Below are 24,649 nucleotides of genomic sequence, written 5' to 3'. Positions count from 1 at the left end.
CGGAAAGAAAAATTAAATGATAATTGGTTGAAACGACCGCTGGCTATGATGCTGACTTTGACGATGTTTGCGATTATCCTCGCATTTTTATATATAGGACGTCATACATTATTTTTCTGATGATACGGTGGAGACGCCGTATTTTTTTATTTTGTTTCAACATGTTCGCGAGGTTTACTTGAATTGGAAAAGTCACACCTGTTTCTCACAGATTTGCACAATAAAACAGGTAAAGCTGAAATGATGGGTCTATACTGAAAGGGAAGAACCTGTAGGAGAGGAGGGCTGCTATGCCGAAGTACTCCATCAAGACGGTCGCGTCATTGACCGGTGTGAACCCGACGACGATTCGGGCTTGGGAGCGTCGTTATCAGTTTATCGAGCCGAGCCGGACCGATTCAGGTCACCGATTGTATTCCGACCAAGACGTCGAAAAAATCAAATGGGTCGTTGAAAAACAACGCGAAGGGTTGACCGTCTCGCAAGCGATTCAGCAACTTCATGAGGCACCGAAGCCAAAGCCTGCTCGTCTCTACGACGAAGAATTGAAGGATGGATTAATGGACGCGCTGCTCAAATTTGATGAACGGAAAGCGCACGATTTGATTAATCGTGCCTTCAACACGTTCAGTTTTGAAAAAGTGACGAAAGATATCATTAGCCCTTTGCTGATGGATATCGGCACACGCTGGGAAAATGGGACGATCACGATCGCGCACGAACACTTTGCGACGTCCTTTTTCCGAGCCCGCTTGTCGACGCTGTCTCTTCAAATGCCGATGAATCCATTTTTGCCCCGGATCATTTGCGTCTGTGCCCCAGGTGAGATGCATGAAATTGGCCTTTTGTTCGTGACGCTCTATTTAAGACAATACGGCTTTGACGTCATTTTCCTCGGATCGGGGTTCCCGAAAGAGGATTTGAGCACAGCGCTCCATGATATCGATGCGAAATGTTTAATCTTTTCGTGTACGTTGACTGAGCACATTGCCAATCTTCAAGAAGCGATGCGTTACATTCAAGCGGAGCACCCGGACCTCGTCATCGGTGCGGGTGGATACGCCGTCAGTCAACAAGCGTCGCAATTTGAAGGAGCGTTTCTAGGAGATACGCCTGACGCTTGGAACGAGTGGTTGTCAACCATTTGACAGGTCGACAAAACGGGAGTAGCTTATTAAGTAGAATGATTTTTCTTTGGAGGTTTTCGTTTGAGATTTGAAAAACAGACAAAAGAACATTTGAGGGTATACTTGACTGCGAGCGACTTATCGATTCGAGGGATCGCCATCGATACGATTGTCGGAGAGAGCGGTCAAGAACTATGGCGGGAATTGCTTGAAACGGCCGAGGCCGAATATGGGTTCATGCCGCAAGGTGCTGTCGACTTGAATGTGACGATGTTTCCACGCGATGGACTCGTCATCGATGTTCAAAAAGTCGATGCGGTCGTCGCGGAGTCGGATCAAGAACAAGTCGAGATTCGGTTGACGATCGATGTGATCCACCATTTGATTTATCAGTTTGACGATATTGAAGACGTGATCAATGCGTCGATTCGCGCGTTTCCGCATATGCAAGATACCGACCAAGGTGGGGCACTCTATCATTATGACGGCCGCTACTACTTACATTTTGTGGAAGTTCTCAAACCGCAAGTCGAGGAGCGGCTCGCCGCCATCCTGTCTGAATATGGCAAAACGACGACCGTCAGCCCGTATCTCATGATGGAGTACGGGAAGACCATCCAAACTGAACAAGCAGTGAAACAGCTGTACGATACGTTCGCGTAAGTACGGCTTTTTTACTATTCTGTTTCTATTGTTTTCAGCTGACACATGGTATGATAAAACTTGAATTTTTGAGAAGTTAGCTGAAGGAGAGATATAATGAAAGTCGCTGTTTTATATGGTGGAGTATCGGGTGAGCGTGAAGTGTCGCTTACGAGTGGTAAAGGTATGATCGAAGCGTTAGAGACACGGGGTCATGAAGTCGTGGCTATCGATTTTCACCCGGATCGGGCTGAAGAGTTATTGACGCTTCAAGCAGACGTCGTCGTCAGTGCCCTGCACGGCAAGTATGGAGAAGACGGTCGCGTCCAGTCGCTCCTCGAGATGGCGCAGCTCCCTTATACAGGGTCGGGCGTCTTGGCTTCGGCTCTCGCGATGGACAAGGCACGCGCGAAAATCATTTTCGCCGCTTCAGGTATTCGTGTCGCCCGTGACGTCCTCGTCCAAGCAGGGGATGACCTCGATTTGAAAGTGGCTGAATGGGGCGGCGAGTTTCCTTGTGTCGTCAAACCGGCGCAAGAGGGATCTTCGAACGGACTGACGATTGCGACCGACGAGTCGATGCTACGCGCGGGCATCGATAAGGCGTTCCAATGTGATACGGCCGTGTTGGTCGAACAGTACATCAAAGGTCGTGAGCTGACCGTTCCGGTGCTCGGCAACCGTGGGAACGAGCACGCCCTCCCGGTCATCGAGATCATCCCGAAGAATGAATTTTACGACTACGAGTCTAAGTATTCGGAAGGCGGGTCAATTCACGTCTGTCCGGCGGAATTGCCGGAGGCGTTGACGAAAGAAGTGCAAGCGGCCGCGATTGAGGCGCACCGTGCCCTTGGCTGCAGCGGCTATTCACGCTCTGACTTCTTAGTGTCGGAGCAAGGATTGGCCTACATCCTCGAGACGAACACGCTCCCGGGGATGACGCCGCTCAGTCTGTTCCCGGACAGTGCGAACGTCGCCGGTATTTCTTACGGTGAATTGCTAGAGCGTTTCATCGCGCTCGCCTTAGAGAAATAAGAAGGGATTCCCCTTCTCCGCTTTTTGGAAAACGCTTTCATTATTTTTGTAAAACCCTTTCAAAATGCTTGCTTATCGGCTATACTTTTAAACGAATACGAGGTTGATTCTTGGGGGAGAATTGACAATTTAGGGGAGGAAACCTTCATGATTACGGATCAAGAAAAAGGTCATCAAAAACGAAAAAACATCCTTGAATCGACACAGGAAGTTGTCCACGAGGCGCTCGAGAAACTCGGTTATCCAGAAGAGATGTACGAGCTGTTGAAAGAGCCGCTTCGGATGTTGACCGTGCGTATCCCTGTCCGCATGGACGACGGTTCGACGAAGATCTTCACTGGCTATCGGGCGCAACATAACGATGCCGTCGGCCCGACGAAAGGTGGGATTCGCTTCCACCCGAGCGTGACGGAAGTAGAAGTCAAGGCGCTGTCGATATGGATGAGCTTGAAGGCTGGGATCGTCGATCTTCCTTACGGTGGCGGTAAAGGGGGCATCGTTTGCGATCCGCGTGAGATGAGTTTCCGTGAAATCGAACGGTTGAGCCGCGGCTACGTCCGGGCGATCAGCCAAATCGTAGGTCCGACCAAAGATATCCCGGCGCCTGATGTGTTTACGAACTCGCAGATCATGGCATGGATGATGGATGAGTACAGCCGTATCGATGAATTCAACTCACCGGGCTTCATCACCGGTAAGCCGCTCGTACTCGGTGGTTCACACGGTCGCGAGACGGCGACGGCAAAAGGTGTCGCCATCATGATCCGGGAGGCAGCGCTTCGCCGGGGGATCGAGTTGAAAGGCGCGCGCGTCGTCGTCCAAGGATTTGGTAACGCCGGCAGCTTCTTATCGAAGTTCATGCACGATGTGGGAGCGAAAGTCATCGCTGTAAGTGACGCATATGGCGCGATCCATGATGAGAACGGACTCGACATCCCATACTTGCTCGATCGACGCGACTCGTTCGGGACGATCTCGACACTGTTCAAGAACACGATTTCGAACAAAGAGATGCTCGAGCTCGACTGTGATATTTTAGTCCCGGCCGCAATCGAGAACCAGATCACTGAAGATAACGCCGATAACATCAAAGCGTCGATCATCGTCGAGGCGGCGAACGGACCGACGACGAACGAAGCGACGCGTATTTTGACAGAACGCGGCATCTTGCTCGTCCCTGACGTTCTCGCTTCAAGCGGCGGCGTGACAGTCTCTTACTTCGAATGGGTCCAAAACAACCAAGGCTACTATTGGACGGAAGAAGAAGTCGAAACGAAGCTTGAAAAAGTGCTCGTCCATTCGTTCAATACGGTATACAACACGTCATCAGCCCGGAAAGTCGACATGCGTCTCGCTGCCTATATGGTCGGTGTCCGTAAAATGGCGGAGGCCTCGCGCTTCCGTGGCTGGGTATGATAGCGACTTGCCGATGAACATCGCAAAATGAGGAAGGACCCGGCTGCGGGTCCTTCCTCATTTTAGTTGAACAAGTTTATGACGATGTCACACCGATGCGCTCCCGAAGCGCTTCGGCGATCGCTTGGCCGTGGAAACGGCCGTTTTCGATGAAGATTTTGTTGGCATCGTTTCCGGCCGCGACGACGCCGGCGATGAACAGGTTATCGACGTTCGTCTCATACGTCGCCTCGTCAAACTGCGGGACGCCGGTCTCGTCGTCGACGAGCACACCGGCTGCCGATAACAGCCCGTGGTCAGGCAAGTAACCGGTCATGGCGAGGACGTGGTCCGTTGCGACCCGTTTCTCTTCGCCGTGTTGTCGATAGACGACATGGTCCTGTTCGATGCGAATGATTTCGGCCTCGAGCTCAAGACGTACTTTTTCATGACGAACGAGGGAGTCGAAAGCGGGTAGTACCCACGGTTTGACCGATGGGCTATAGCCGTCACCGCGGTAGAGCACCGTGACGTATGCCCCGGCTTTCTCGAGTTCGATGGCCGCATCGACCGCCGAGTTCTTTCCGCCGATGACGGTGACGTGTTGCCGATAAAACGGATGTGCTTCTTTGAAATAATGGGTCACGTGCGGGAGTTCTTCTCCCGGGACGTCTAACTTGCGGGGTCGTCCGTAATACCCGGTCGCGAGAACGACGAAGTCGGCAAGGCGTTCTGTGACGCCGTGGCGGTCGTGACGGGACCGGACGATGAATTTGTCGGCACGACGGTCGACCGATTCGACCGTCTCGAACGGTTTGACGACAAGCCCGGTCCGGCTCACGACTTCACGATAATAGACGAGCGCGTCTTGGCGATGTGGTTTTAAGTCTTTACAGATGAACGGGATGTCCCCGATTTCAAGCAAAGTGGCTGATGAGAAAAACGTCTGATGGGTCGGATAGCGGTAAATCGCATCGACGATGTTGCCTCGTTCGATGATTGTGCACGAGATACCGACCCGTTCTAATTCGATTGCCGCCGACAGGCCGCACGGGCCGGCACCGACAATGATCGCGTGTTTGTCCAATGAAATCACCTCATCCCTCATTGTATGGAACGAAGGCTGAGATGGCAAGTCACTGCTGGAAGCTGAAGCTGTGTTCCATGACCGGTTGCGACGAGCCTGATTCGAGCTCGACGAGAAGACGGAGCCGTGCTTTTTGCGAATTGAGACCGTTCGAGAAGATGATACCCATCTCTTTCAGTTGTTTACCGCCGCCCTCATATCCGTACACGTCTTGAACGATACCGTTAAAACAGCGGCTGACGATGACGACCGGGATGTGGTCGACGAGTCGTTCGAGTGCCGGGACGATTGACGGTGGAACGTTTCCTTGACCGAGCACTTCGAGGACGAGCCCGTCGTAGCCGAGGTCGAGCACGGCTTCTAGCAAGTCGGGTTCCATGCCGGCGACAACTTTCAACACGGCGACCCGTTTCGTGATCGCTGGAATCATCTTCGGCTGTCTCGTTGTCGGTTGGCTGTAGATGAGGACGTGGTCCTTCGTCACCATCCCGACGTTTCCGAAGTGGACCGATTTGAACGTGTCGACGGAAGAGGTGTGCGTCTTCGTGACGTTGAACGCCGAGTGGATCTCGCCGTTGAAGACGACGAGCACCCCTTTGCCCCGTGCGGCTTCGCTCCTTGCGACCCGGAGCGCCGTTATAAGATTGAACTCGCCGTCCGATCCGATCTCGTTCGACGAGCGCATCGCTCCCGTCAAGACGATCGGCACGGGGGCACCGAGCGTGATCTGCAGGAAGTACGCTGTCTCCTCGAGCGTGTCAGTCCCGTGGGTGATGACGACGCCGTCGTACGTGTCTTGCGTCAACTGCTGCGCGATGAACTGGGCGAGCTCGAGCATCTTCTCGGGCGTCATATGAGGAGACGGAATGTTTGAGAAGTGCTTCGTCGTAATTTTTGCGATGTCGGTCGCTTTCGGCAACGTCGCGTCAATCGGATTGACCTCACTTGGTGAGACGTGGCCCGAACCGGTCTGCGACATCGCGATCGTGCCGCCGGTATGGATGAGTAATAGATGATTCATAGTCGACCTCCAACTTTTTTTGTCCTTTTCTTCCATTTTCTAGGCGTTAGCTACTTTTTCTTTCGGCTTATTCAGTGTATGCTTAACGATAGAAAGGAGAGATGCATCATGATAGCAATCGCCTTGTCTGCGGTTGCGCCAGGATTCGCCCTTCTTTCCTACTTCTATTTACGGCATGAGTTGGAAGCGGAACCGCTCGGCTATGTGATTCGTTCGTTTGTCGCCGGTGCCATTCTTGTCTTTCCGATCATGTTCGTCCAATATGCGTTTGTGGAAGAAGGGGTCCTTGTCGGCCCGTTTTGGCAAGCGTTCGTCGCCACCGCTCTATTAGAAGAATTTTTTAAATGGTTCATGATCTATTATACAATATACATACATAAAGTTTTTGATGATTACTACGACGGGATTCTCTATGCGGTCGCCTGTTCACTCGGCTTTGCCACGTTGGAGAATTTTCTATACTTGTGGGTTTATGACTCGCTCGAGATTGCGATTTGGCGAGCTGTCTTGCCGGTGAGCGGCCATGCGCTCTTCGCCGTGGCGATGGGCTTTTGTCTCGGTCGGGCCAAACACTCCGCGCATGAACGGTTTTGGCTGTTCACCGCTGTCATGTCGGCAACGTTGCTGCACGGAATGTTTGACTATATCTTACTCGTTGAATCGACGGATAAGATGCCGGCCGTCCTCTATATCGTCATTCTATGGATGGTCGCGCTCTTGCTCGTCCGCACTGCAAATCGATCAAATCGTCGTCAATACAAATAGATAAAAGGGGAACGGGTTCATGTTAAAAGTTGGTCAAGAGTTACGAGTTGAAGTTGAAGGGAGAAACGAAGGGAAGACGAAAATCGCTGCCATTAACGGTGGTGTCGTCTGGATCGAATCTCCGAGCGAGATTGCGACGTTAAAGACGTTTTTTTTGCATGAGGATGAACCGATGCGATTGTACTTTTTCAAAGGCGAAGATCAACTGTACGCTTTCGATTCAGTCGTCACGAAACGGATCAGTGACGCCCAGCTGACGCTTCGCTATGCGTTTAACTTGCCGGATGAGAAAAAAATCAAGCGGGTCCAACGTCGCGAGTACTTGCGCGTGCCGGAGATGATCAACGTGACGGTGCTCGCGGCAGACGGCGAAGCGTTTCCGTCATTCGAGACGACGTCACTTGACGTGTCGGCCGGCGGGATGCGTGTCGTGGCGAACCGTTCGCCGGTCGACGTCGATGAGTCGGTCATCGTCGTATTCCGGATCGAGGACGAGCGAGGAACGCCCCAGACGTTCCGCGTCAAGAGCCGTCTCGTCCGGGTTCAAGAGCAGGCCGTAAAGCACGAGCTGTCACTTTGTTTTGAGGACTTGACGCCTCGTGACCAGGAGACGATTTTACGTTATTGTTTCCGGGCCCAGCTCGAAGCCAGAAAACGGACCGGCTCCGTATTTTCTTCACGTTAAAAAACTGGTATGATGTTCTCGGAACAAACGACCGAGAGGAGGTGGGTATCGGAATGAGCCGATACCCAATTTTTATGACTAAACCGCTACAAATCGCATTAGATGGGCCGGCAGGAGCCGGCAAGAGCACGATCGCTAAAACGCTCGCTAAAAAGTTAGGTTACGTGTACATCGATACCGGGGCAATCTACCGGGCTGTCACATATCGCGCGCTCGAGCAGCACGTCGGATTAGAAGACGGCCCTGCCCTCGCTGAGATGATCGGCAAGATGGAGTTACGTCTCGTCCCGAGCGAGAGCGGGCAACGCGTGTTTGACGGCGACGAGGAAGTGACCGAAGTCATTCGGACGAGTGAAGTGACGAACAACGTCAGTTTCGTCGCAAGGCAGCCTGAGGTCCGGGACGCACTTATGGATTTACAACGTGACTTGGCTCGGGACGGCGGCATCGTCATGGACGGCCGCGACATCGGGACGCACGTATTGCCTGAGGCAGACTTGAAAGTGTTCATGACCGCGACCGTCGAGGAACGTGCCCGTCGTCGCCACGAGGAGAACGTGTCAAAAGGTCTTCCGAGCGATTTCGAACAATTGAAACAAGAGATCGCCTTGCGTGATAAGCGGGACTCGGAGCGCGTCGTCGCTCCACTCCGTCAAGCGGATGACGCCCACTTCCTCGACACGACCCATTTGTCGATCGATGGTGTCGTCACGGCTGTTGAACAGCTCATGGAACAGGTGGTCGGACGATGAAGCCGCTCAATAACGGCCCGTTCGGGATGTATCGGTTAACGGTCGGCGTCGTTCGAATCATGCGTCTGCTCAGCTTCCGCGTCGAGTATGTCGGTCGTGAGAATGTACCTGAGGACGGCTCGATCATCGTCTGTTCGAACCACCAGTCGAACTGGGACCCCGTCTTGTTGGCCAGTGCCGTGCCGAAGCAACGGCCAATTCGTTTTTTTGCAAAAAAAGAGCTGTTCGATGTCCCGGTTTTAAAACGGATTTTGACACGCTCCGGGCAAATCCCGGTGTCACGCGGGGAAGGAGACCGTCAAGCGCTACGTACTGTTCTTCAGAAGTTGAAAGAGGACGAGGTCATCTCGATCTTTCCGGAAGGGACCCGTTCGAAAGACGGATCGCTCGGTAAGGCGCAGGCTGGTGTCGGTTTTTTCGCCCTCCGTTCAAACGCTGCCGTCCTTCCGATCGCGATCATCGGTAAATACAAGTTCCGTTCGAAGTTGAAGGTCGTCATCGGCAAACCGGTCGACTTCTCGCAACTGAAAGCGGACAAAGCGAGTGCCCAAGATGCCGCCGATTTGATCATGGCGACAATCGCCGAACTGTACATGACCCATTCACAGAACGTTCGCTAATTTCAGGTTTAATCTGTTGCAATGAGAGGAACAAACCTGATAACACCTTGACAAATCTGTCGAATTATAAGAAGTTTATACTAGGTGTTAAGCGCCTTAGGGCGCTCCTTTTTGTACTCATCGTGAGGGGGTAGTGTTGGAATGGTCGAAGAAATGAAAGATATGCCTGATTTTGAAATTAATCGAGGTCAAATCGTGACCGGTATCGTCGTCAAAATCGAGGACAAGCAAGCGTTAATTGATATCGGTTACAAAACCGAGGCGATTTTGCCAATCAGCGAAGTATCAAGCATGCATTTAGACGATTTAAACGAATCACTCCATGTCAACGACGAAATCCGTGTCAAAGTGAAAAAGGTCACGGATGAAGAGGTTGTCGTATCGAAGAAAGACGTAGATGCCGAGGCAGCTTGGGATCAAATCGTTGAAAAATTCGAATCGGGCGAAGTATTTGAAGTCATGGTGAAAGATAAGGTCAAAGGCGGTCTTGTCGTCGATATCGGCATCCGCGGCTTTATCCCGGCTTCACTCGTAGAAAACCACTTCGTCGAAGATTTCTCATCATACTTGCACAAGCCGATTACAGTTAAAGTCGTCGAGATGGATCGTGAAAAAAACCGCGTCATCTTGTCGCATAAAGCAGTGGCAGAGGCAGAGATGAGTGCGAAGAAGGCGGAAACGCTTGAATCGCTCGAAGTCGGTCAAATTATCGAAGGAACCGTCCAACGTCTAACTGACTTTGGTGCGTTCGTCGATATCGGCGGCGTCGACGGTCTCGTCCATATTTCTGAGATGGCTCATAGTCGTGTTGAAAAACCGAGTGATGTCGTCACAGAAGGTGACAAAGTGAAAGTGAAAGTACTTGGTCTTGACCTCGACAATGAAAAAGTGAAATTGTCGATCAAAGAGACGCAACCGGGACCGTGGGAATCGGTTGAAGGCAAGATTCAACCTGGGGACGTGATCGCGGGGAAAGTCAAACGCATCGTCACGTTTGGTGCGTTCGTCGAAGTCGCGCCGCAAGTCGAAGGGTTGCTCCATATTTCTCAGATTGCGAACCGACACATCGCGACGCCATCTGAAGTCTTGTCTGAAGGACAAGAAGTGAAAGTGAAAGTGCTCGACGTCCATCTCGATGAGAAGAAAATCTCATTGTCGATGCGTGCACTCGAATCAGAAGACGGTTCACGCGATGATGAAGAGCAGTCGCTGCTTGACGAATATAGCGATCAAGGCGGATTCTCTGTATCTGAACTGACAGGTGAAAACGCCTCGGACGATTCTAAATAAGACGGTCCTTCAAGCGGGAGTCATACTCCCGCTTCTTTTTGTATAGTCACTAATATTCGACTGTGCTATAATTGTACAGTTGCAAATAAGAACGATAATTTTTTGAATGAAAGTTAAAGAGGTGTTTATATGGGAATTCCAGCAGTGGCCATCGTAGGCCGCCCGAATATTGGGAAATCCACGATTTTCAACCGGATCATCGGTGATCGCGTATCGATCGTCGATGACAAACCGGGAGTTACACGCGACCGTATTTACGGTACGGGTGAGTGGTTGAACCGAAAGTTTCATTTGATCGACACAGGCGGGATCGAGGTCGGCGATGAGCCGCTTCTCGTTCAGATGCGTCATCAAGCCGAACTCGCAATCGATGAGGCGGACGTCATCGTCTTCATGGTAAACGGTCGTGAAGGGATCACGGCAGCGGATGAAGAAGTCGCGAACTTGTTGTTCCGTTCGAACAAGCCGATCGTGCTAGCCGTCAACAAAGTCGATAACTTCGAGATGCGTGAGCTCATGTATGAGTTCTACTCGCTCGGGTTTGGCGACCCGTTCCCGATCTCGGGAACACACGGGCTCGGTCTTGGCGATCTGTTAGATCGTGTCCTCGAACTCGCGCCGGACAAAGACGATTACGAATACAACGAAGATGTCATTCAGTTCTCGCTCATCGGTCGCCCGAACGTCGGGAAATCGAGTTTGACGAACGCGATTCTCGGTGAAGAGCGTGTCATCGTCTCGGCGATCGCCGGAACGACGCGCGATGCGATCGATACACCGTTCACACGTGACGGTCAAGAGTACGTCATCATCGACACGGCCGGTATGCGTAAGCGCGGCAAAGTATATGAATCGACAGAACGTTATAGTGTCATGCGTGCCCAAAAGGCGATTGAACGCTCGAACGTCGTCCTTGTCGTCATCGACGGTGAAGAAGGCATCATCGAGCAAGACAAACGCGTCGCAGGACTTGCCCACGAAGCAGGGAAAGCGATCGTGCTCGTCGTCAACAAATGGGACGCTGTCGAGAAAGACGACAAGACGATGAAGAAGATGGAAGAGAAGATCCGCAAGGAATTCCTGTTCCTCGACTATGCGCCAATCGTATTCTTATCGGCACTCACGTCGAAACGGTTGCAGACGCTTCTGCCTGTCATCAATCAAGTTGCCGAATCACACCGTCAGCGTATTTCGACGAGCGTGTTGAACGATGTCATCGTCGACGCGGTCGCGATGAACCCGACACCAACGGACAAAGGACAACGACTCAAGATCAACTATGCGACGCAAGTGGCGATCGAGCCACCGACGTTCGTGTTGTTCGTCAACGATCCCGAGTTGCTTCACTTCTCGTACAAACGTTATCTAGATAACCAGATTCGCCGCGCGTTTGACTTTACTGGTACACCGATTCACATCGTGGCTCGTCAGAAAAACTAGTAATGGGGGTGCCTCATATGGCAAAAGTAGCTGTCATTGGTGCAGGAAGCTGGGGAACGGCATTATCGCTCGTCCTCGCTGACAATGGACACGACGTCATGCTCTACGGACGTGAGGAAGATCACGTCCATGAGATCAACACGTCGCATACGAATTCGACTTACTTGAAAGATGTGCCGCTTCCGGCGTCGATCCGGGCAACGACCGATTTGAAAGAGGCGGTTCTCGGTCGCTCGATTATTTTCCTCGTCGTCCCGAGCTCGGCGATTCGTCCGGTTTCCCGTGAAGTGAACGATCTGCTCACGGAACCGGTCACGATCGTTCATGCCGCAAAAGGGATCGAACCGAAGACGCATAAGCGGTTGTCTGAGATCATCGCTGAAGAGATCGATCCGTCAAAACGTCGAGCCATCGGTGTTTTGACGGGCCCGACCCACGCCGAGGAAGTGGCCGTCCGCAAACCGACGACGATCACGATCGCGTGTGAGGATTTATTTGTCGCTGATGAGATTCAAGAACTGCTCACAAACGATCAGTTCCGAGTCTATTTGAACTCTGACGTCATCGGAGCGGAATACGGGGGCGCGCTTAAAAACATTATCGCCCTCGCCGCCGGGATGACGGACGGGCTCGGATACGGCGACAATGCGAAAGCTGCCCTCATGACGCGTGGCATCGTCGAGATCGCCCGGCTCGGTGTCAAACTCGGCGCCAACCCGGCATCGTTCTCGGGCTTGACCGGGATCGGTGATCTGATCGTGACCGCGACGTCACAGCACAGCCGAAACTGGCGAGCTGGTAACGCCATCGGACGTGGAGAGAAGCTTGAAGACGTACTCGATCAGATGGGTATGGTCGTCGAAGGTGTGCGTGCCTGTGAAGCGGCGCATACACTTGCCCGCGAAGCCGGCGTCGACATGCCGATCACGGAAGCGCTCTACAACGTGCTGTTCGAAGGAAAAAGTCCGCACGATGAAGTGAAAAAGTTGATGAGACGCCCGCAAAAACATGAAATGGAAGAAGTTTTCCATTTTGAGGGCGATGAAGAACAAAGGAACTGACGTTTTCGTTCAGTTCCTTTGTTTTTTTTGCTACACTAAATTACGGAGTAAGATTTATAGAGAAAGTCGAGGGGATAGACGTGACACCGTCACTCATCAAGATGTGGATTTCATTTGCGGGGATTGGGGCATTTGCCGTCGCTGCGCTCATGGTGGCAGTCAGCCACACGAAACTTTCAGGCTGGTTTGCGGTGCTCATTCGAGTCGTCGCATTCGTGATTTTTCTATTCGGAACGATCATTATGATTTATGTGGTCGCTTCTGGACCGACAGGAGGGTAAACCGTGAAACGAATGTTTTTAGTCGTCAGTTTGGCAGCGGCGACGCTGCTCGCCGGCTGCATGTTCCCGGAAACAAACCGAGTCGACAACGTGCCGTATGAGGACCAGTTGCAATCGGTCCAGACGGCGGTCGACTCGTTCAAAGAGACGACCGGTGTCTTACCGATCAAAACAAAGCCGGCCGAGACGCCGCTGATGGAACGTTACCCGATCGAGTTTAGCCGCCTCGTCCCTGGTTATTTGGCAGACCCGCCGGCAAACAGCTTCGAAGGGGGCGGCTTGTTCTTATACGTCCTTGTCGACGCCGAGACAGAGCCGACGGTCAAACTGATTGACTTGCGGGTGACCGAGCGCCTCCAACAACTGCAGACGAATATCAACTCGTTCCGAGTCAAAGAAGGGAAATATCCGTTCAAAGGATCGCTCGGCAAGAATCAGTTTACGATCGATTACGACCTCGTTTTCGTCTCCGAAGAACCGTTCATCCCGAGCCCATACACAGAAAACGAGTTGCCGATCTATGTGGATGGGACTGGTCAATTGTTCGTCGATTACCGGGCTGATATCGAAGCCGCGCTTGAGAATACGGATGCAGAGCCGAAAGTAGGAGAGGATATTCGTTATTTGCTCTACGATGACGCACCGTTCGCCCCGGCTTATTCGCAAGGGTATACGATTAATGATCAAGGTGAGGTCGAGTTTTTAAACAATTGAGTCGAGCAAGGTGTCCGCTTCTGACCTTTTCGCTTAAAAAATGTTGTCATATCAACGTTTGTACGATATGATTAATCCCGTAAACTCTCTGTGAGAGGAGGTGAATCGTGATGAACAAAACTGAATTGATCAACGCAGTTGTCGAGAAAGCAGATGTGTCTAAAAAAGACGCAACGAAAATCGTAGAAGCAACGTTTGAATCAATCACTGAAGCACTCCAAAGCGGTGAGAAAATTCAATTGATCGGTTTTGGTACTTTTGAAGTTCGTGAACGTGCTGCCCGTAAAGGTCGCAACCCACGTACGAAAGAAGATATCGAAATCCCTGCAAGCAAAGTTCCTGCCTTCAAAGCAGGTAAAGCGCTTAAAGATGCGGTCAAATAATGAGCAATACATAAGTCGCCGAGAGGCGGCTTTTTTTGTAGTTGAAAGCAAGTTCACATGGCGTGAATGTGACAAAAATGTGCTATACTATGTCAGAATGACAACGAAGAGGACGAGGGGGGATAGCATGGAACAGTTGACAAACGAAAGCGTTGTCACCGACCTTGCTCGTCAAATCGAACAACGTATGACTCATCCGTATTTGACGAGACACGAGATTGTACCCGCAGTCGACATGCCTTTACTTCGTTGGATGATCGACATGATTGAACTCGAATCGCATCAACATCGACAGCTCGTGCTTGCGACTTATTTTGCCCATCAAGCACTCGAGCTGCACGATCAAGTGAAGGAGTGCCCGAACGGGTCCCTTGAACGGCAACTTAAAGTGCTCGCCGGAGATTACGCCTCGGCTCAATTTTATAAAATATTGGCGATGTTTCCAGCGGACTATAGCAACCGTTTCGGTCGAACCGTGCAGCTTGTGAATGGCGCGAAGTGCACACTCGCCTTGGGGACGGACGTCGCTGTTGTGACGTGGATGGAAGCGAACTTCGGATTAATCAAAACGTTTTCCGAACTGCTAGGTCAATCTTATTTGACATCGTACGGGAAAGAAATCATCGGACAGAAGGCAACAGAACTGCGCCAAGAAAAAAGAGAACAGCTATCGACACTACTCGAGCATGCTGTCGCTTAGAACGGAAAGGGTGTTACGTGTTGCAACAGAAAGAGAAAGAGCAAAAAGTATATGAAGTATTTCAAACGATCTCGCCAAGCTACGATACGATGAACTCGATCATCAGTTTCCGTCTGCATAAATGGTGGCGCAGAGCGACAATGCGGCGCATGCAAGTGTTCCCGGGCGCGAAATGTTTGGACGTTTGCTGCGGGACGGCCGATTGGACGATTCAACTCGCCGAGGCGGCCGGAAACACCGGGGTCGTCAAAGGACTCGATTTTTCTGAAAATATGCTTGCTGTCGGACACGAGAAAGTGGCTGATTATCCGATGATCGAACTCATTCACGGGAACGCGATGGAGTTGCCGTTCGGAGATCATTCATTCGACTATGTGACGATCGGATTTGGCCTTCGGAACGTACCTGATTATATGACGGTCCTCCGGGAGATGCACCGCGTCTTAAAACCGGGCGGGACCGTGGTCTGTCTCGAGACGAGCCAACCGACGGCACCACTATTCAGCGGGCTCTATAAATTTTACTTTGGTTCAGTCATGCCGCTATTCGGCAAAGTGTTTGCCGGGTCGTATGATCAATACAAGTGGCTGCAAGAATCGACGGATCAGTTCCCCGACCGGTTGACGTTAAAGCGCATGTTTGAAGAAGCCGGGTTCGAGCAAGTCGAAGTCAAGGCGTTTTCCGGTGGTGCGTGCGCCATGCACCTAGGAAAGAAGTGGTGAACGATGTCTTTAAAGCGACTTTATCGCCACATGAACCGAGAAATCGAACAGATTGATCGGTTTTTGTCGACGCGGGTCCACACGGAACATCCGGTGATCGAAGCCGCATCGAAACAATTGCTAGATGCCGGGGGGAAGCGGATCCGTCCGGCGTTCGTATTGCTCAGTGCCGGATTTGGGACTGGGAATGATATTCGTCTGACGAAAGTTGCGGCCAGCCTCGAGCTGATTCATATGGCGTCGCTCGTTCACGATGATGTGATCGATGACGCGACGCTGCGCCGCGGAAAACCGACCGTGATGGAACGTTATAACGAGAGCGTCGCCATGTATACCGGTAATACGTTGTTCGGGGAAGCGATTCGGCTCGTGTCCGAAGTCGATTCCCCGGAAGTGATGCAAATCATGGCGGAGACGATGGAACTGATCTGTATCGGCGAGATCAATCAAATTCAAGACCAATATGACTGGGCGCAATCCCCGAAGCGGTACTTGGACCGGATCGCCCGGAAGACGGCACTCTTGATCGAGACGAGTTGCGCGGCCGGGGCCGTCGTCTCCGGGGCGTCACCTGACGTCGTCAAACAACTTCGGTTGTTCGGCTACGATATCGGGATGGCGTTTCAGATGACGGATGATTTGCTCGACTTCACGGCGAAGAGTTTTCAACTCGGTAAGCCCGTCGGTGAGGATTTGAAGCATGGGCATAAAACATTGCCGCTCTTCTATTCATCAGAAGATCCTGTGTTTTATGAGCGGTTACAGCAAGTCACGAACGCCTCGAACGATGAGATGACCCGGACGCTCGTCCGCGAAGTGCAACGGAACGGGACGCTTGAGCGAAGTCAACGCACGATCGATCGTTACGTGAGCCGGGCGATTCAGCGTCTCGATTCACTGCCGGACATTCAGGACAAACGGTCGTTGATTGAGATTGCCGAATATATCGGCAAGCGAAAATGGTGATTCACGCCTTGTAACCCCTTTCAAAAATGAAGGTGACCGTGTAAACTGATAAAGTACATGGTACACACATTGATTTAGGGGGACTAGGGGTATGGAAAAGACATTTTTAATGGTAAAACCTGACGGGGTGAAACGTGGTTTGATTGGGGAAATCATCACACGTTTTGAGCAAAAAGGGTACACGTTGAACCGTCTCGAAATGCTGACGCCGTCAGTTGAGGTTGCAGAATCACACTATGCGGAACATAAGGAAAAACCGTTCTTTGGAGAGCTCGTCGCCTTTTTGACGTCAGGTCCGGTCGTCGCGATGGAGTGGGAAGGCGAGAACGTCGTCGCCGTGTCTCGGTTGATGATTGGCAAGACGAACCCACTCGATGCGCAACCGGGAACGATTCGTGGCGACCTGGCCTCGACAATGTCACAAAACGTCATCCATGGTTCAGACAGCGTGGAAAGTGCCGAGAGAGAATTATCGCTCTGGTTCGCCACTGAAACATCACACGTTTGATGACGATAAAAGGGACGGGGGCCTCCTGTCCCTTTTTCTATTTGCATTAAAGCGCTTTCGTATGTTCGGGCACGACCTGATCTAGGATAAGAGAAAGAATTGAGGTTAGAACTGGTGATAAATGATTATGCGATCTTCGTAAAAAAGTTTTATTTAAAGTCTGGAATCGACTTGAATTTATACAAAGAAGCACAAATGAAAAGACGAATGGTCGCGCTCCGCGAGAAGAAGGGCTACGCCACATTTATCGAGTATTTTAAAGCGATGGAGTCAGACCGAGGTTTGTACGACGAATTTTTAGACCGGATGACGATCAACGTCAGCGAGTTTTATCGAAACCCGGTCCGCTGGCAACAGCTCGAGACGGACGTGTTGCCTGAGCTCATTCGCAGAAGCCAAGGGAAACTCCGGGTCTGGAGCGCGGCTTGTTCGACGGGAGAAGAACCGTATTCACTTGCGATGTTATTGTCGAAGCATTTGTCACCCGCCCAGTTCACGATCACAGCAACTGACCTAGATGACTTGGTGATCGAAAAAGCGAAACAAGGCAAGTATCATGAACGGGCGCTCGTCGATTTGCCGCCTGAGTTTCGAGATCGTTATTTCACCCGTCGAGATGACGACTATTTTGTCTCGGACGAGATTAAAAAACTCGTGACGTTCAAAAAGCATAACTTGCTCGCTGACGTCTACGAACGTAACTTTGACTTGATCGTCTGTCGAAACGTTTTGATTTACTTTACGGAAGAGGCGAAAGAGAAAGTGTACAAGTCGTTCCACCGCTCGCTTCGTCCGGGCGGGGTCCTCTTCGTCGGAGGGACTGAACAAATCTTCCAGCCGAAGCGTTACGGATACAAGATGAAACAAAGTTTCTTCTACGAAAAATTTGAGGAGTGAGGTGGCGCATATGCGTTATTTGACAGCGGGAGAGTCACACGGACCGGGATTGACCGTCATCATCGAAGGAGTCCCGGCCGGCTTAAGCGTCGACGTCGAGGCAATCAACGGCGAGTTGGCGAAACGTCAGTCGGGCTACGGCCGTGGACGCCGAATGCAAATTGAATCAGACAAAATCGAGGTGAGGGCTGGGGTTCGTCATGGGATGACGACCGGAGCCCCTGTTTCGTTTTGGATTGAAAACAAAGACCATGCGCATTGGCGGAACGTCATGCAGGCAGAGCCGGTCGACGACGAGTTTGAAATCAAGCGCCGGGTCGTGCGGCCTCGTCCGGGACATGCTGACCTTGTCGGCGGTCTCAAGTATGACCACCGAGACCTTCGGGACGTGCTCGAACGTTCGAGTGCCCGGGAGACGGCGGCCCGCGTCGCTGTCGGTGCGCTCAGCAAGCAGTTGCTCGACGCAGTCGGCATGTCGCTCGTCAGCTATGTGAAAGTGATCGGCGGCATCGAGTCCGCGCCGAAGCACTACGCAGCACTCGAAGAACTTCGGACCGTCATCGAAGCGTCACCTGTACGCACGACTGACGAAACGTCCGGTGAAGCGATGATGCGTTTGATTGATGAAGCGAAAGCGGCCGGGGATTCGCTCGGTGGCGTCGTCTGCACCGAAGTGCATGGCGTCATCCCAGGGTTAGGTTCTTACGTTCAATATGATCGCAAGCTCGATGCGGCCATCGCCCGCGCCGTCATGAGCGTCAACGCCATCAAAGGGGTTGCCTTTGGCGATGGATTTGACATGGCGTATCGTCCAGGATCGGAAGTAATGGACCCGATCGCCTATGACGAGTCCGGGTATACGAGACTGAGCAACCATTTAGGCGGTTTTGAAGGAGGGATGACGACCGGGATGCCGATCGTCTGCAGTGCCGTGATGAAGCCGATTCCGACGCTCTACAAACCGCTGCAATCGGTCGATATCGATACGAAACAGCCGTTCCTCGCTCAAATCGAACGAAGTGACGCTTGTGCCGTCCCGGCTGCGTCACTCGTCGTCGAGGCGGTCGTCGCGTTCGAACTCGCGCGTGAGTTGTGTGAGACGTTCGGACACGACACCGTCAAACGAATTCAGTCGCGGGTCGAGTCGTATCGTGAGGAAATCCGGTCGTGGTGACGATTCATGTTGACGCATCAGTCCCTTATGACGTGTCGATTGAACACAGCGACGCCTGGTTGGACCGCGTGGATTATTTCACGGCCTGCTCGACGGTATGGGTCATTACAGACCGGACGGTGGATGCGCTACACGGTAAGGTGTTCAAACAACGCCTAGCCGGCATCCATCCGCAGATCGTTTGGTCGGTCGTCACGCCGGGTGACGGCTCGAAATCACTCGAGACCGTTGAAAAACTCGTGACAGACGGGTTGACCGCACGTTGTGACCGCGACACGCTCGTCGTCGCTTTTGGCGGGGGCATGATTGGGGATTTGGCCGGTTTTCTCGCGAGTGTGTATATGAGAGGGGTCCGTTACATCCAAGTACCGACGACGGTGCTCGCCCATGATTCAGCGATCGGCGGCAAAGTCGCCGTCAACCACCCGTTGTCTAAAAATGCGATCGGTGCGTTTTATCAACCGATCGGTGTGCATTATAACGTGTCCCGTCTCGAGACGCTGAGCAATCGTGACGTCTTGAGCGGGCTCGGTGAGTTGATTAAACATGCTTACTTGTCACGTTACGTCCTCGCTGCTTCATTCGAGGACGAACTGTTTCAGGCGTTGTCCGGTGGTGCGCTAGACTGGGAAATGTGGCTTGCGCGCGGGATTGAAGTGAAACGTGTCGTCGTCGAGGCAGACGAACGGGAACACGGTGTCCGGGCGTGGCTCAATTTTGGTCATACGTTCGGGCACGCTTTAGAGTCGGTCGAACGGTATCGGCTGTCGCACGGGGAGGCGGTGCTGTACGGCATGGTATACGCCTTTCTCGTCGGAGGGGATACGGATCGGGCCAGTAAGCTCGCCGCTTGGATGCGGGCGCGCCGCGTCAGCCCGGTTGAATGGAAACCGTTCGAGACGTATTTGACGGTGATGGGGCTCGATAAGAAAAATCGGGATGGACAAGTCCGTTTCGTGTTGCTCGGTGAAGCGGCTACCGTTGAGGCGGTGCCGTCCGAGCGGCTTGCTGAAGCATACATACAGTTGAAAGGGTGGTTCTGATGGGGTTGAATGGATTGATTCGCGTACCGAGTGATAAGTCGATCACGCACCGCGCGATCTTATTCGGTGCGATAGCGAGCGGGGAGACGGTCGTCATGAATCCGCTCCTTGGGGCAGATTGCCGTTCGACGATCGATGCGGTCCGTAGTCTCGGGGCAAGCGTCGAAGAACTCGACGAGCGGCTCCGGATCGAAGGCGTCGCGTCAGTCGTTCCGGCCACGCTTGACTGCGGGAATTCGGGGACGACGATGCGCCTGCTCTCTGGTCTCGTCTCCGGGTACTCGGGTGAGTTCACGCTCGTCGGAGACGACTCGCTCTCGAAACGGCCGATGCGTCGCATCACCGAACCGCTTCGACAGATGGGGGCCGACATCGACGGCGAATTCGCGCCTGTTCGGATCAAGGGTCGGCGCTTGAGCGGGATCGATTACACGTTACCGGTCGCGAGCGCGCAAGTGAAGTCGGCTGTCCTATTGGCCGGTCTTCGCGCTGACGGGACGACGATTGTCCGTGAACCGATGCTGTCACGCGACCATACGGAACGGATGTTGCCACTGTTTGGTGGACGCGTCGAGATCACGAACGAAGATGGCGTGCGGACGATCCGGCTATCGCCAAGTCACCTCGACGGGGCGACGGTCGACGTGCCAGCCGACCCGTCGTCGGCTGCTTTCTTCTGGGCTGGGGCCGCCATCGTCCCAAACAGCCGTGTGACGACGACCGACGTCTGTTTGAACGAGACGAGAATCGGCTTTTTACGAACACTTGAGCGCATGGGGGCGAACGTCGAAATCACTCGGCTGCGACCACTCGGGGAAGAGACGGTCGGAGATGTGACGGTGACGACGAGCGAACTTCAAGGGGTGACGCTCGAAGGCGAGGCCATCCCACGACAAATTGATGAACTCCCGCTCTTCGCTCTCGTCGCGTCGCAGGCGTCGAGCCCGTCAGTCGTAAAGGATGCGGGTGAACTGCGTGTGAAAGAGACCGATCGGATCAAGACGGTCGCGAGCGAGCTCGCGGCGCTCGGTGTCGATATCCGCGAGACCGAAGACGGGTTCAGCGTTTTCCCGAGCCGGCTTCAGGCTGGTCATGTGTCCTCGCATTCGGACCATCGTCTATCGATGATGCTACAAGTGGCAGCTTTACTGATCGACGAACCCGTCATCATTGACGGGATCGAAGCCTCTGAAATCAGTTACCCTCATTTTCGTGACGATTTACAACGGCTCGGTCGTGAGATAGAATAACGGCAATACCTGAAAGTGGTAGGAGGAAATTAATTATGTTAGACGAATCAGTGTTAAACCATATAATCGAGATGCTCGAAAAAGGCGAGACCGAGCACGCCTTGGCGCACCTTGAAGCGCTTGAGACAGAAGGCTCGGACGAAGATCGGTTGGCGATTGCCGACTTGTATCTCGAACTTGGCCTCGCCGACCGGGCTGTGAATTTACTAGCAGCACTGTATGTCGACTACGCGGGCAACCCGCACGTGGCGCTGTCGCTCGCTGAAGCGTATCTCGACAGCGACCGGGAAGAAGAAGCGATTGCCGTCCTTGAAACGATCGATGCGAGCGACAAAGAGGCGCACATGAGAAGTCTCGTCTTGTTAGCTGATTTGTATCAATCACAAGGACTTGACGAAGTCGCGGTCAAAAAATTGATGGAAGCGTTACAGGCGAATCCGGACGAGCCGCTGCTCGTCTATGGGCTGGCCGAACTATACGCCTCGATCGGTTCGTTTGAACAGGCGGTACCGCTCTATGCGCGCTTACCGCACTTGCGATTGCCCGAAGAGCTCGACTATCAAGCCGATTACGCCGAAGCACTGACGATGATCGGCTCGTTCGAAGAAGCGCTCGATGAATTCGAGAAGACAGAGAACCGCAATCTGAACACCGTGTTCGGACATGCGATGACGGCCCGCCGTATCGGGCGTGATGAGGTCGCCATCAAACAGTTCGAAGAGCTCCGCTTGATGGACCCTGACTTTACATCGCTTTACTTGCCGTATACGGAAGCGCTCGAGGAACTCGGTCGCATCGATGAAGCGCTCGAAGTGATCGATCAAGGGATCGACCGTGACGACTATAACGATGAGCTGCGCACCGTCAAAGCGAAGCTGTTCTTGAAGCAAGGCCGCACAGACGAAGCGGTCAATGAACTTCGCGAAGCGCTCGCCTTGAACCCGGAATCGCTTCAAGCGACCGAACTGCTGTTGTCAATCTTGTTCGAAGCGGGAGACATGGAAGCCGTACTCGAGACGATCGATGCGCTCGAGGAGCACTCGACGTCGACGCTCATGACGTGGTACAAGGCGAAAGCCGCCTATGAACTCGAGGACTATGAGCAGGCCGTCAATCTATACACCTCGATCGAACAAGTTTATAAAGAGGACGTGTCATTTTCGACTGAATGGGCTACACTATTGGTAGAAGAAGGACAGCGTGACAAGGCGCAGCGTGTGCTCGAGCAAACGCTTGCGCTCACCGTGGATATGATCGACCGCCAAATTCTCGAAGAGCGGATCGACTTGTTGACGGATCGCGATTAATCAATATAAAGGAGATGGGGTCATATGGTCGAGCGGAAAAAGAATTTTTTAAAGCGATTCCTCGCTCATCATACGCTTCGTAAGCGAGAGGCCAAATGGATCATTGATTATTGGCTTAGACATCCTGAAAAACTTGGGAACGTTCATTTCGTGACGAACGCCTCGGTTTCACCGCGCAGCCTCGTCATGACGGCGTACGGCTTCGAAGGGGAACCGTTCCGTTACCGACGAGGTGACCTCATCACGGTCAATCCGGAAAAGGCGTACCATGACATTCGGCTCCACGACGGGACGATTTATGTCGAACTAAACTTTCAAGGGATGATGATTGATGAGAGTTGGATCGACATCGTCGAGCTCAATCCGTTTGAGCCTGTCGCCGAGATTAAAGACGAAGTGACGAACTCGGCCCAGACGGTCATTCGAGCATCGGTCGCCCAGTTCGAGGAAGAGCGTCTGCTCGTCGAGATCGACGAGGCGCTTGATCGCCGGGACGAGAAGCTGTTTCGTAATTTGACGAGCAAACTTCATCAAGTGAGAGCATCGAAATTATTTTAGAAAAAACAAGCGCTTCCGTTATGGGAAGCGCTTGTTTTTTGGTATATTAATGACGTAGGAATACACAATAATTTCACATTTCGTTCATAACTTTCGAGAGGAAGCGAATGTAGGTACGCTACAATGGACATGATGATGTATGTCTTCTAAAGAGAGGAGGAGGAAGATGAGGTTCGATGGCATGGATGCGTTGAAATCGCTGACCGAACGCCAATACGTCGATACGCTCATCGTCCCACTCGTCGAACTGGCGTTTGATGAGGAGATGGTGCGTAAAGCCGAAAGCTACGAGGTCGTCCAAGCGGTGGCGCTTGAAACCGAACGACAGCTGTCTGGACGGACGATGCTGAATCCGACGCTTAGCTATCTCGATGTCGAGGCCGGGTATGAACTTGCACGCGCAGTCATGACAAAAGCAACGACGGCCGGGTTTACCCACGTGTTGTTCATCTCTTCAGACGTTCGCTTCAAAGCGTTCGAGTTACCGGTCATATTCGTTCCGCCGCTTGCCTTGAAAGGCATGTCGGGGGAGCAGTCGCACACGATGGTCCAAAATTTTGCGACACAAGTCATTACAGAGCTTTCGGGCCGTTGGATGGCGACATGAAGCGGTTGACGTAGAGGTTTTATTGATATACTATTTTGGTGAGTGAGAAATTTTTGTGAAGAATGCATAAAGAATTATGGGGTTATGCACACGAATGAGGGGGGAACGAAATGGCTCAAAATGGGTCAAAAGTCACACGCCGTCAGTTCTTAACGTATACGTTAACTGGTGTAGGTGGCTTTATGGCGGCAACATTGATCAGTCCGATGGTCAACTTTGCGATCGATCCGGTCTTGAAAAAATCGGGTGCGGGCGACAAAGTGAAGGTCATGAGTCTTGACGACATCACGACTGAGCCGCAACGTGTCGACTTTAAAAAACAAACGCAAGACGCTTGGTATGAATTTGAAGAAACACTTTCAGCATGGGTGTTCAAAGACGAGAACGGTGAAGTAGTTGCACTCTCTCCAATCTGTACGCATCTTGGCTGTCAAGTAGCTTATGGTGGAGATCCGACAAGACCGTCAGAATTTTTCTGTCCGTGTCACTTCGGACGTTACGAAAAAGACGGAACGAACATTCCGGGTACACCTCCGACATCACCGCTGGCACGCTATGAAAAAGAAGAAAAAGACGGCTTCCTATACTTAGGCAGTCCAGTCGCACAGTTGTGAGAGGG

28 protein-coding genes are annotated in these 24,649 nt (G+C 52.4%); 26 read left to right on the top strand and 2 right to left on the bottom strand.

From position 1 onward, the window contains the following. The first annotated feature begins 290 nt into the window (after positions 1–290). The 4 genes from EVJ26_RS00575 to EVJ26_RS00560 all read left to right on the top strand — a co-directional run bounded on the left by EVJ26_RS00575 (position 291) and on the right by EVJ26_RS00560 (position 4,220). Positions 291–1,148 (top strand): MerR family transcriptional regulator, encoded by an 858-nt coding sequence (locus EVJ26_RS00575; RefSeq protein WP_131467753.1) that lies wholly within the window; start codon positions 291–293, stop codon positions 1,146–1,148. A 60-nt stretch (positions 1,149–1,208) separates the two neighbouring features. Beyond that, a complete protein-coding gene (locus EVJ26_RS00570) occupies positions 1,209–1,790 on the top strand; it encodes an adaptor protein MecA (RefSeq protein WP_071399645.1) in 582 nt (193 codons plus the stop codon). 96 nt (positions 1,791–1,886) lie between these two features. Further along, positions 1,887–2,804 carry a D-alanine--D-alanine ligase gene (locus EVJ26_RS00565; protein WP_131456146.1) on the top strand — a complete coding sequence of 306 codons (918 nt, stop codon included), beginning with the start codon at positions 1,887–1,889 and terminating at the stop codon, positions 2,802–2,804. Positions 2,805–2,951: 147 nt separating this feature from the next. Then, positions 2,952–4,220 (top strand): Glu/Leu/Phe/Val family dehydrogenase, encoded by a 1,269-nt coding sequence (locus tag EVJ26_RS00560; RefSeq protein WP_131456144.1) that lies wholly within the window; start codon positions 2,952–2,954, stop codon positions 4,218–4,220. A gap of 76 nt (positions 4,221–4,296) precedes the next feature. Here the strand turns inward: EVJ26_RS00560 and EVJ26_RS00555 are convergent, their stop codons facing one another. Continuing rightward, entirely contained in the window at positions 4,297–5,307 is a 1,011-nt protein-coding gene (locus EVJ26_RS00555) for a YpdA family putative bacillithiol disulfide reductase (protein WP_131469604.1), read from the bottom strand. 28 nt (positions 5,308–5,335) lie between these two features. Next, entirely contained in the window at positions 5,336–6,307 is a 972-nt protein-coding gene (locus tag EVJ26_RS00550; RefSeq protein ID WP_070327442.1) for an asparaginase, read from the bottom strand. A gap of 108 nt (positions 6,308–6,415) precedes the next feature. Here EVJ26_RS00550 and prsW point away from each other — a divergent pair, with 108 nt between their 5' ends. From prsW to EVJ26_RS00440, 22 genes are all read left to right on the top strand, one after another. After that, positions 6,416–7,072 (top strand): glutamic-type intramembrane protease PrsW, encoded by a 657-nt coding sequence (prsW, locus tag EVJ26_RS00545; protein WP_131456142.1) that lies wholly within the window; start codon positions 6,416–6,418, stop codon positions 7,070–7,072. 19 nt (positions 7,073–7,091) lie between these two features. After that, positions 7,092–7,757, top strand: coding sequence for a flagellar brake protein (locus tag EVJ26_RS00540; protein ID WP_070327440.1), 666 nt, complete (start codon positions 7,092–7,094; stop codon positions 7,755–7,757). A gap of 74 nt (positions 7,758–7,831) precedes the next feature. Continuing rightward, complete coding sequence (gene cmk, locus EVJ26_RS00535) at positions 7,832–8,509, top strand: (d)CMP kinase (protein WP_070327439.1); 678 nt, start codon at positions 7,832–7,834, stop codon at positions 8,507–8,509. Further along, positions 8,506–9,129 carry a lysophospholipid acyltransferase family protein gene (locus EVJ26_RS00530; RefSeq protein ID WP_131456140.1) on the top strand — a complete coding sequence of 208 codons (624 nt, stop codon included), beginning with the start codon at positions 8,506–8,508 and terminating at the stop codon, positions 9,127–9,129. Before cmk ends, EVJ26_RS00530 begins: the two co-directional genes overlap by 4 nt. Before the next feature lie 141 nt (positions 9,130–9,270). Beyond that, positions 9,271–10,419: a 30S ribosomal protein S1 gene (gene rpsA, locus EVJ26_RS00525; RefSeq protein ID WP_070327437.1), complete on the top strand. Its 1,149-nt coding sequence runs from the start codon at positions 9,271–9,273 to the stop codon at positions 10,417–10,419. A gap of 129 nt (positions 10,420–10,548) precedes the next feature. Then, the gene (der, locus tag EVJ26_RS00520; RefSeq protein WP_035386714.1) at positions 10,549–11,859 is read left to right on the top strand and encodes a ribosome biogenesis GTPase Der; all 1,311 of its coding nucleotides are present in this window, start codon (positions 10,549–10,551) and stop codon (positions 11,857–11,859) included. A 17-nt stretch (positions 11,860–11,876) separates the two neighbouring features. Next, positions 11,877–12,920, top strand: a complete 1,044-nt coding sequence (locus EVJ26_RS00515) for an NAD(P)H-dependent glycerol-3-phosphate dehydrogenase (protein WP_131456138.1) — start codon at positions 11,877–11,879, stop codon at positions 12,918–12,920. A gap of 80 nt (positions 12,921–13,000) precedes the next feature. Then, a complete protein-coding gene (locus EVJ26_RS00510) occupies positions 13,001–13,201 on the top strand; it encodes a DUF2768 domain-containing protein (RefSeq protein ID WP_070327435.1) in 201 nt (66 codons plus the stop codon). A 12-nt stretch (positions 13,202–13,213) separates the two neighbouring features. Further along, a complete protein-coding gene (locus tag EVJ26_RS00505) occupies positions 13,214–13,915 on the top strand; it encodes a hypothetical protein (protein ID WP_201738317.1) in 702 nt (233 codons plus the stop codon). Positions 13,916–14,022: 107 nt separating this feature from the next. After that, a complete protein-coding gene (locus EVJ26_RS00500; protein ID WP_198010937.1) occupies positions 14,023–14,298 on the top strand; it encodes an HU family DNA-binding protein in 276 nt (91 codons plus the stop codon). Positions 14,299–14,425: 127 nt separating this feature from the next. Then, the gene (locus EVJ26_RS00495) at positions 14,426–14,998 is read left to right on the top strand and encodes a heptaprenyl diphosphate synthase component 1 (protein ID WP_131456134.1); all 573 of its coding nucleotides are present in this window, start codon (positions 14,426–14,428) and stop codon (positions 14,996–14,998) included. A gap of 20 nt (positions 14,999–15,018) precedes the next feature. Next, positions 15,019–15,720: a demethylmenaquinone methyltransferase gene (locus EVJ26_RS00490; protein WP_131469603.1), complete on the top strand. Its 702-nt coding sequence runs from the start codon at positions 15,019–15,021 to the stop codon at positions 15,718–15,720. A 3-nt stretch (positions 15,721–15,723) separates the two neighbouring features. Next, a complete protein-coding gene (locus tag EVJ26_RS00485) occupies positions 15,724–16,686 on the top strand; it encodes a polyprenyl synthetase family protein (protein WP_131456132.1) in 963 nt (320 codons plus the stop codon). A 91-nt stretch (positions 16,687–16,777) separates the two neighbouring features. Continuing rightward, positions 16,778–17,194 carry a nucleoside-diphosphate kinase gene (gene ndk, locus EVJ26_RS00480; protein WP_131456130.1) on the top strand — a complete coding sequence of 139 codons (417 nt, stop codon included), beginning with the start codon at positions 16,778–16,780 and terminating at the stop codon, positions 17,192–17,194. 117 nt (positions 17,195–17,311) lie between these two features. Then, on the top strand, positions 17,312–18,091 hold the full coding sequence (locus EVJ26_RS00475; RefSeq protein WP_070327943.1) for a CheR family methyltransferase: 780 nt from the start codon (positions 17,312–17,314) through the stop codon (positions 18,089–18,091). A gap of 10 nt (positions 18,092–18,101) precedes the next feature. After that, complete coding sequence (gene aroC / locus EVJ26_RS00470) at positions 18,102–19,265, top strand: chorismate synthase (protein WP_131465238.1); 1,164 nt, start codon at positions 18,102–18,104, stop codon at positions 19,263–19,265. After that, the gene (locus tag EVJ26_RS00465) at positions 19,259–20,308 is read left to right on the top strand and encodes a 3-dehydroquinate synthase (RefSeq protein WP_131456128.1); all 1,050 of its coding nucleotides are present in this window, start codon (positions 19,259–19,261) and stop codon (positions 20,306–20,308) included. The genes aroC and EVJ26_RS00465 overlap by 7 nt, the downstream gene beginning before the upstream one ends. Next, complete coding sequence (gene aroA / locus EVJ26_RS00460; protein ID WP_131456125.1) at positions 20,308–21,558, top strand: 3-phosphoshikimate 1-carboxyvinyltransferase; 1,251 nt, start codon at positions 20,308–20,310, stop codon at positions 21,556–21,558. The genes EVJ26_RS00465 and aroA overlap by 1 nt, the downstream gene beginning before the upstream one ends. A 35-nt stretch (positions 21,559–21,593) precedes the next feature. Further along, complete coding sequence (locus EVJ26_RS00455; RefSeq protein ID WP_131469602.1) at positions 21,594–22,865, top strand: tetratricopeptide repeat protein; 1,272 nt, start codon at positions 21,594–21,596, stop codon at positions 22,863–22,865. A gap of 24 nt (positions 22,866–22,889) precedes the next feature. Beyond that, complete coding sequence (locus EVJ26_RS00450; protein ID WP_016509965.1) at positions 22,890–23,423, top strand: ReoY family proteolytic degradation factor; 534 nt, start codon at positions 22,890–22,892, stop codon at positions 23,421–23,423. A 166-nt stretch (positions 23,424–23,589) separates the two neighbouring features. Next, positions 23,590–24,030, top strand: coding sequence for a DUF2487 family protein (locus EVJ26_RS00445; RefSeq protein WP_236635468.1), 441 nt, complete (start codon positions 23,590–23,592; stop codon positions 24,028–24,030). 110 nt (positions 24,031–24,140) lie between these two features. Then, on the top strand, positions 24,141–24,644 hold the full coding sequence (locus EVJ26_RS00440; RefSeq protein ID WP_131456123.1) for a QcrA and Rieske domain-containing protein: 504 nt from the start codon (positions 24,141–24,143) through the stop codon (positions 24,642–24,644). Positions 24,645–24,649 lie beyond the last annotated feature (5 nt).

Source organism: Exiguobacterium sp. SH3S1 (assembly GCF_004337105.1).
GTDB lineage: Bacteria > Bacillota > Bacilli > Exiguobacteriales > Exiguobacteriaceae > Exiguobacterium > Exiguobacterium aurantiacum_A.
The sequence above is the reverse complement of the archived record's forward strand: the minus strand, read 5'-3'. Positions and strand labels throughout refer to the sequence as shown.

Bases quoted from the DNA above. Each gene is read 5' to 3' on its own strand.
- der (WP_035386714.1), top strand. From the start codon at position 10,549: ATGGGAATTCCAGCAGTGGCCATCGTAGGCCGCCCGAATATTGGGAAA.
- EVJ26_RS00455 (WP_131469602.1), top strand. From the start codon at position 21,594: ATGTTAGACGAATCAGTGTTAAACCATATAATCGAGATGCTCGAAAAA.
- EVJ26_RS00485 (WP_131456132.1), top strand. From the start codon at position 15,724: ATGTCTTTAAAGCGACTTTATCGCCACATGAACCGAGAAATCGAACAG.
- EVJ26_RS00515 (WP_131456138.1), top strand. From the start codon at position 11,877: ATGGCAAAAGTAGCTGTCATTGGTGCAGGAAGCTGGGGAACGGCATTA.
- cmk (WP_070327439.1), top strand. From the start codon at position 7,832: ATGACTAAACCGCTACAAATCGCATTAGATGGGCCGGCAGGAGCCGGC.
- EVJ26_RS00540 (WP_070327440.1), top strand. From the start codon at position 7,092: ATGTTAAAAGTTGGTCAAGAGTTACGAGTTGAAGTTGAAGGGAGAAAC.
- EVJ26_RS00550 (WP_070327442.1), bottom strand. From the start codon at position 6,307: ATGAATCATCTATTACTCATCCATACCGGCGGCACGATCGCGATGTCG.
- EVJ26_RS00495 (WP_131456134.1), top strand. From the start codon at position 14,426: ATGGAACAGTTGACAAACGAAAGCGTTGTCACCGACCTTGCTCGTCAA.
- prsW (WP_131456142.1), top strand. From the start codon at position 6,416: ATGATAGCAATCGCCTTGTCTGCGGTTGCGCCAGGATTCGCCCTTCTT.
- EVJ26_RS00505 (WP_201738317.1), top strand. From the start codon at position 13,214: ATGTTTTTAGTCGTCAGTTTGGCAGCGGCGACGCTGCTCGCCGGCTGC.
- EVJ26_RS00530 (WP_131456140.1), top strand. From the start codon at position 8,506: ATGAAGCCGCTCAATAACGGCCCGTTCGGGATGTATCGGTTAACGGTC.
- EVJ26_RS00440 (WP_131456123.1), top strand. From the start codon at position 24,141: ATGGCTCAAAATGGGTCAAAAGTCACACGCCGTCAGTTCTTAACGTAT.
- EVJ26_RS00565 (WP_131456146.1), top strand. From the start codon at position 1,887: ATGAAAGTCGCTGTTTTATATGGTGGAGTATCGGGTGAGCGTGAAGTG.
- aroC (WP_131465238.1), top strand. From the start codon at position 18,102: ATGCGTTATTTGACAGCGGGAGAGTCACACGGACCGGGATTGACCGTC.
- EVJ26_RS00450 (WP_016509965.1), top strand. From the start codon at position 22,890: ATGGTCGAGCGGAAAAAGAATTTTTTAAAGCGATTCCTCGCTCATCAT.
- ndk (WP_131456130.1), top strand. From the start codon at position 16,778: ATGGAAAAGACATTTTTAATGGTAAAACCTGACGGGGTGAAACGTGGT.
- EVJ26_RS00575 (WP_131467753.1), top strand. From the start codon at position 291: ATGCCGAAGTACTCCATCAAGACGGTCGCGTCATTGACCGGTGTGAAC.
- EVJ26_RS00560 (WP_131456144.1), top strand. From the start codon at position 2,952: ATGATTACGGATCAAGAAAAAGGTCATCAAAAACGAAAAAACATCCTT.
- rpsA (WP_070327437.1), top strand. From the start codon at position 9,271: ATGGTCGAAGAAATGAAAGATATGCCTGATTTTGAAATTAATCGAGGT.
- aroA (WP_131456125.1), top strand. From the start codon at position 20,308: ATGGGGTTGAATGGATTGATTCGCGTACCGAGTGATAAGTCGATCACG.
- EVJ26_RS00555 (WP_131469604.1), bottom strand. From the start codon at position 5,307: ATGAGGGATGAGGTGATTTCATTGGACAAACACGCGATCATTGTCGGT.
- EVJ26_RS00445 (WP_236635468.1), top strand. From the start codon at position 23,590: ATGAGGTTCGATGGCATGGATGCGTTGAAATCGCTGACCGAACGCCAA.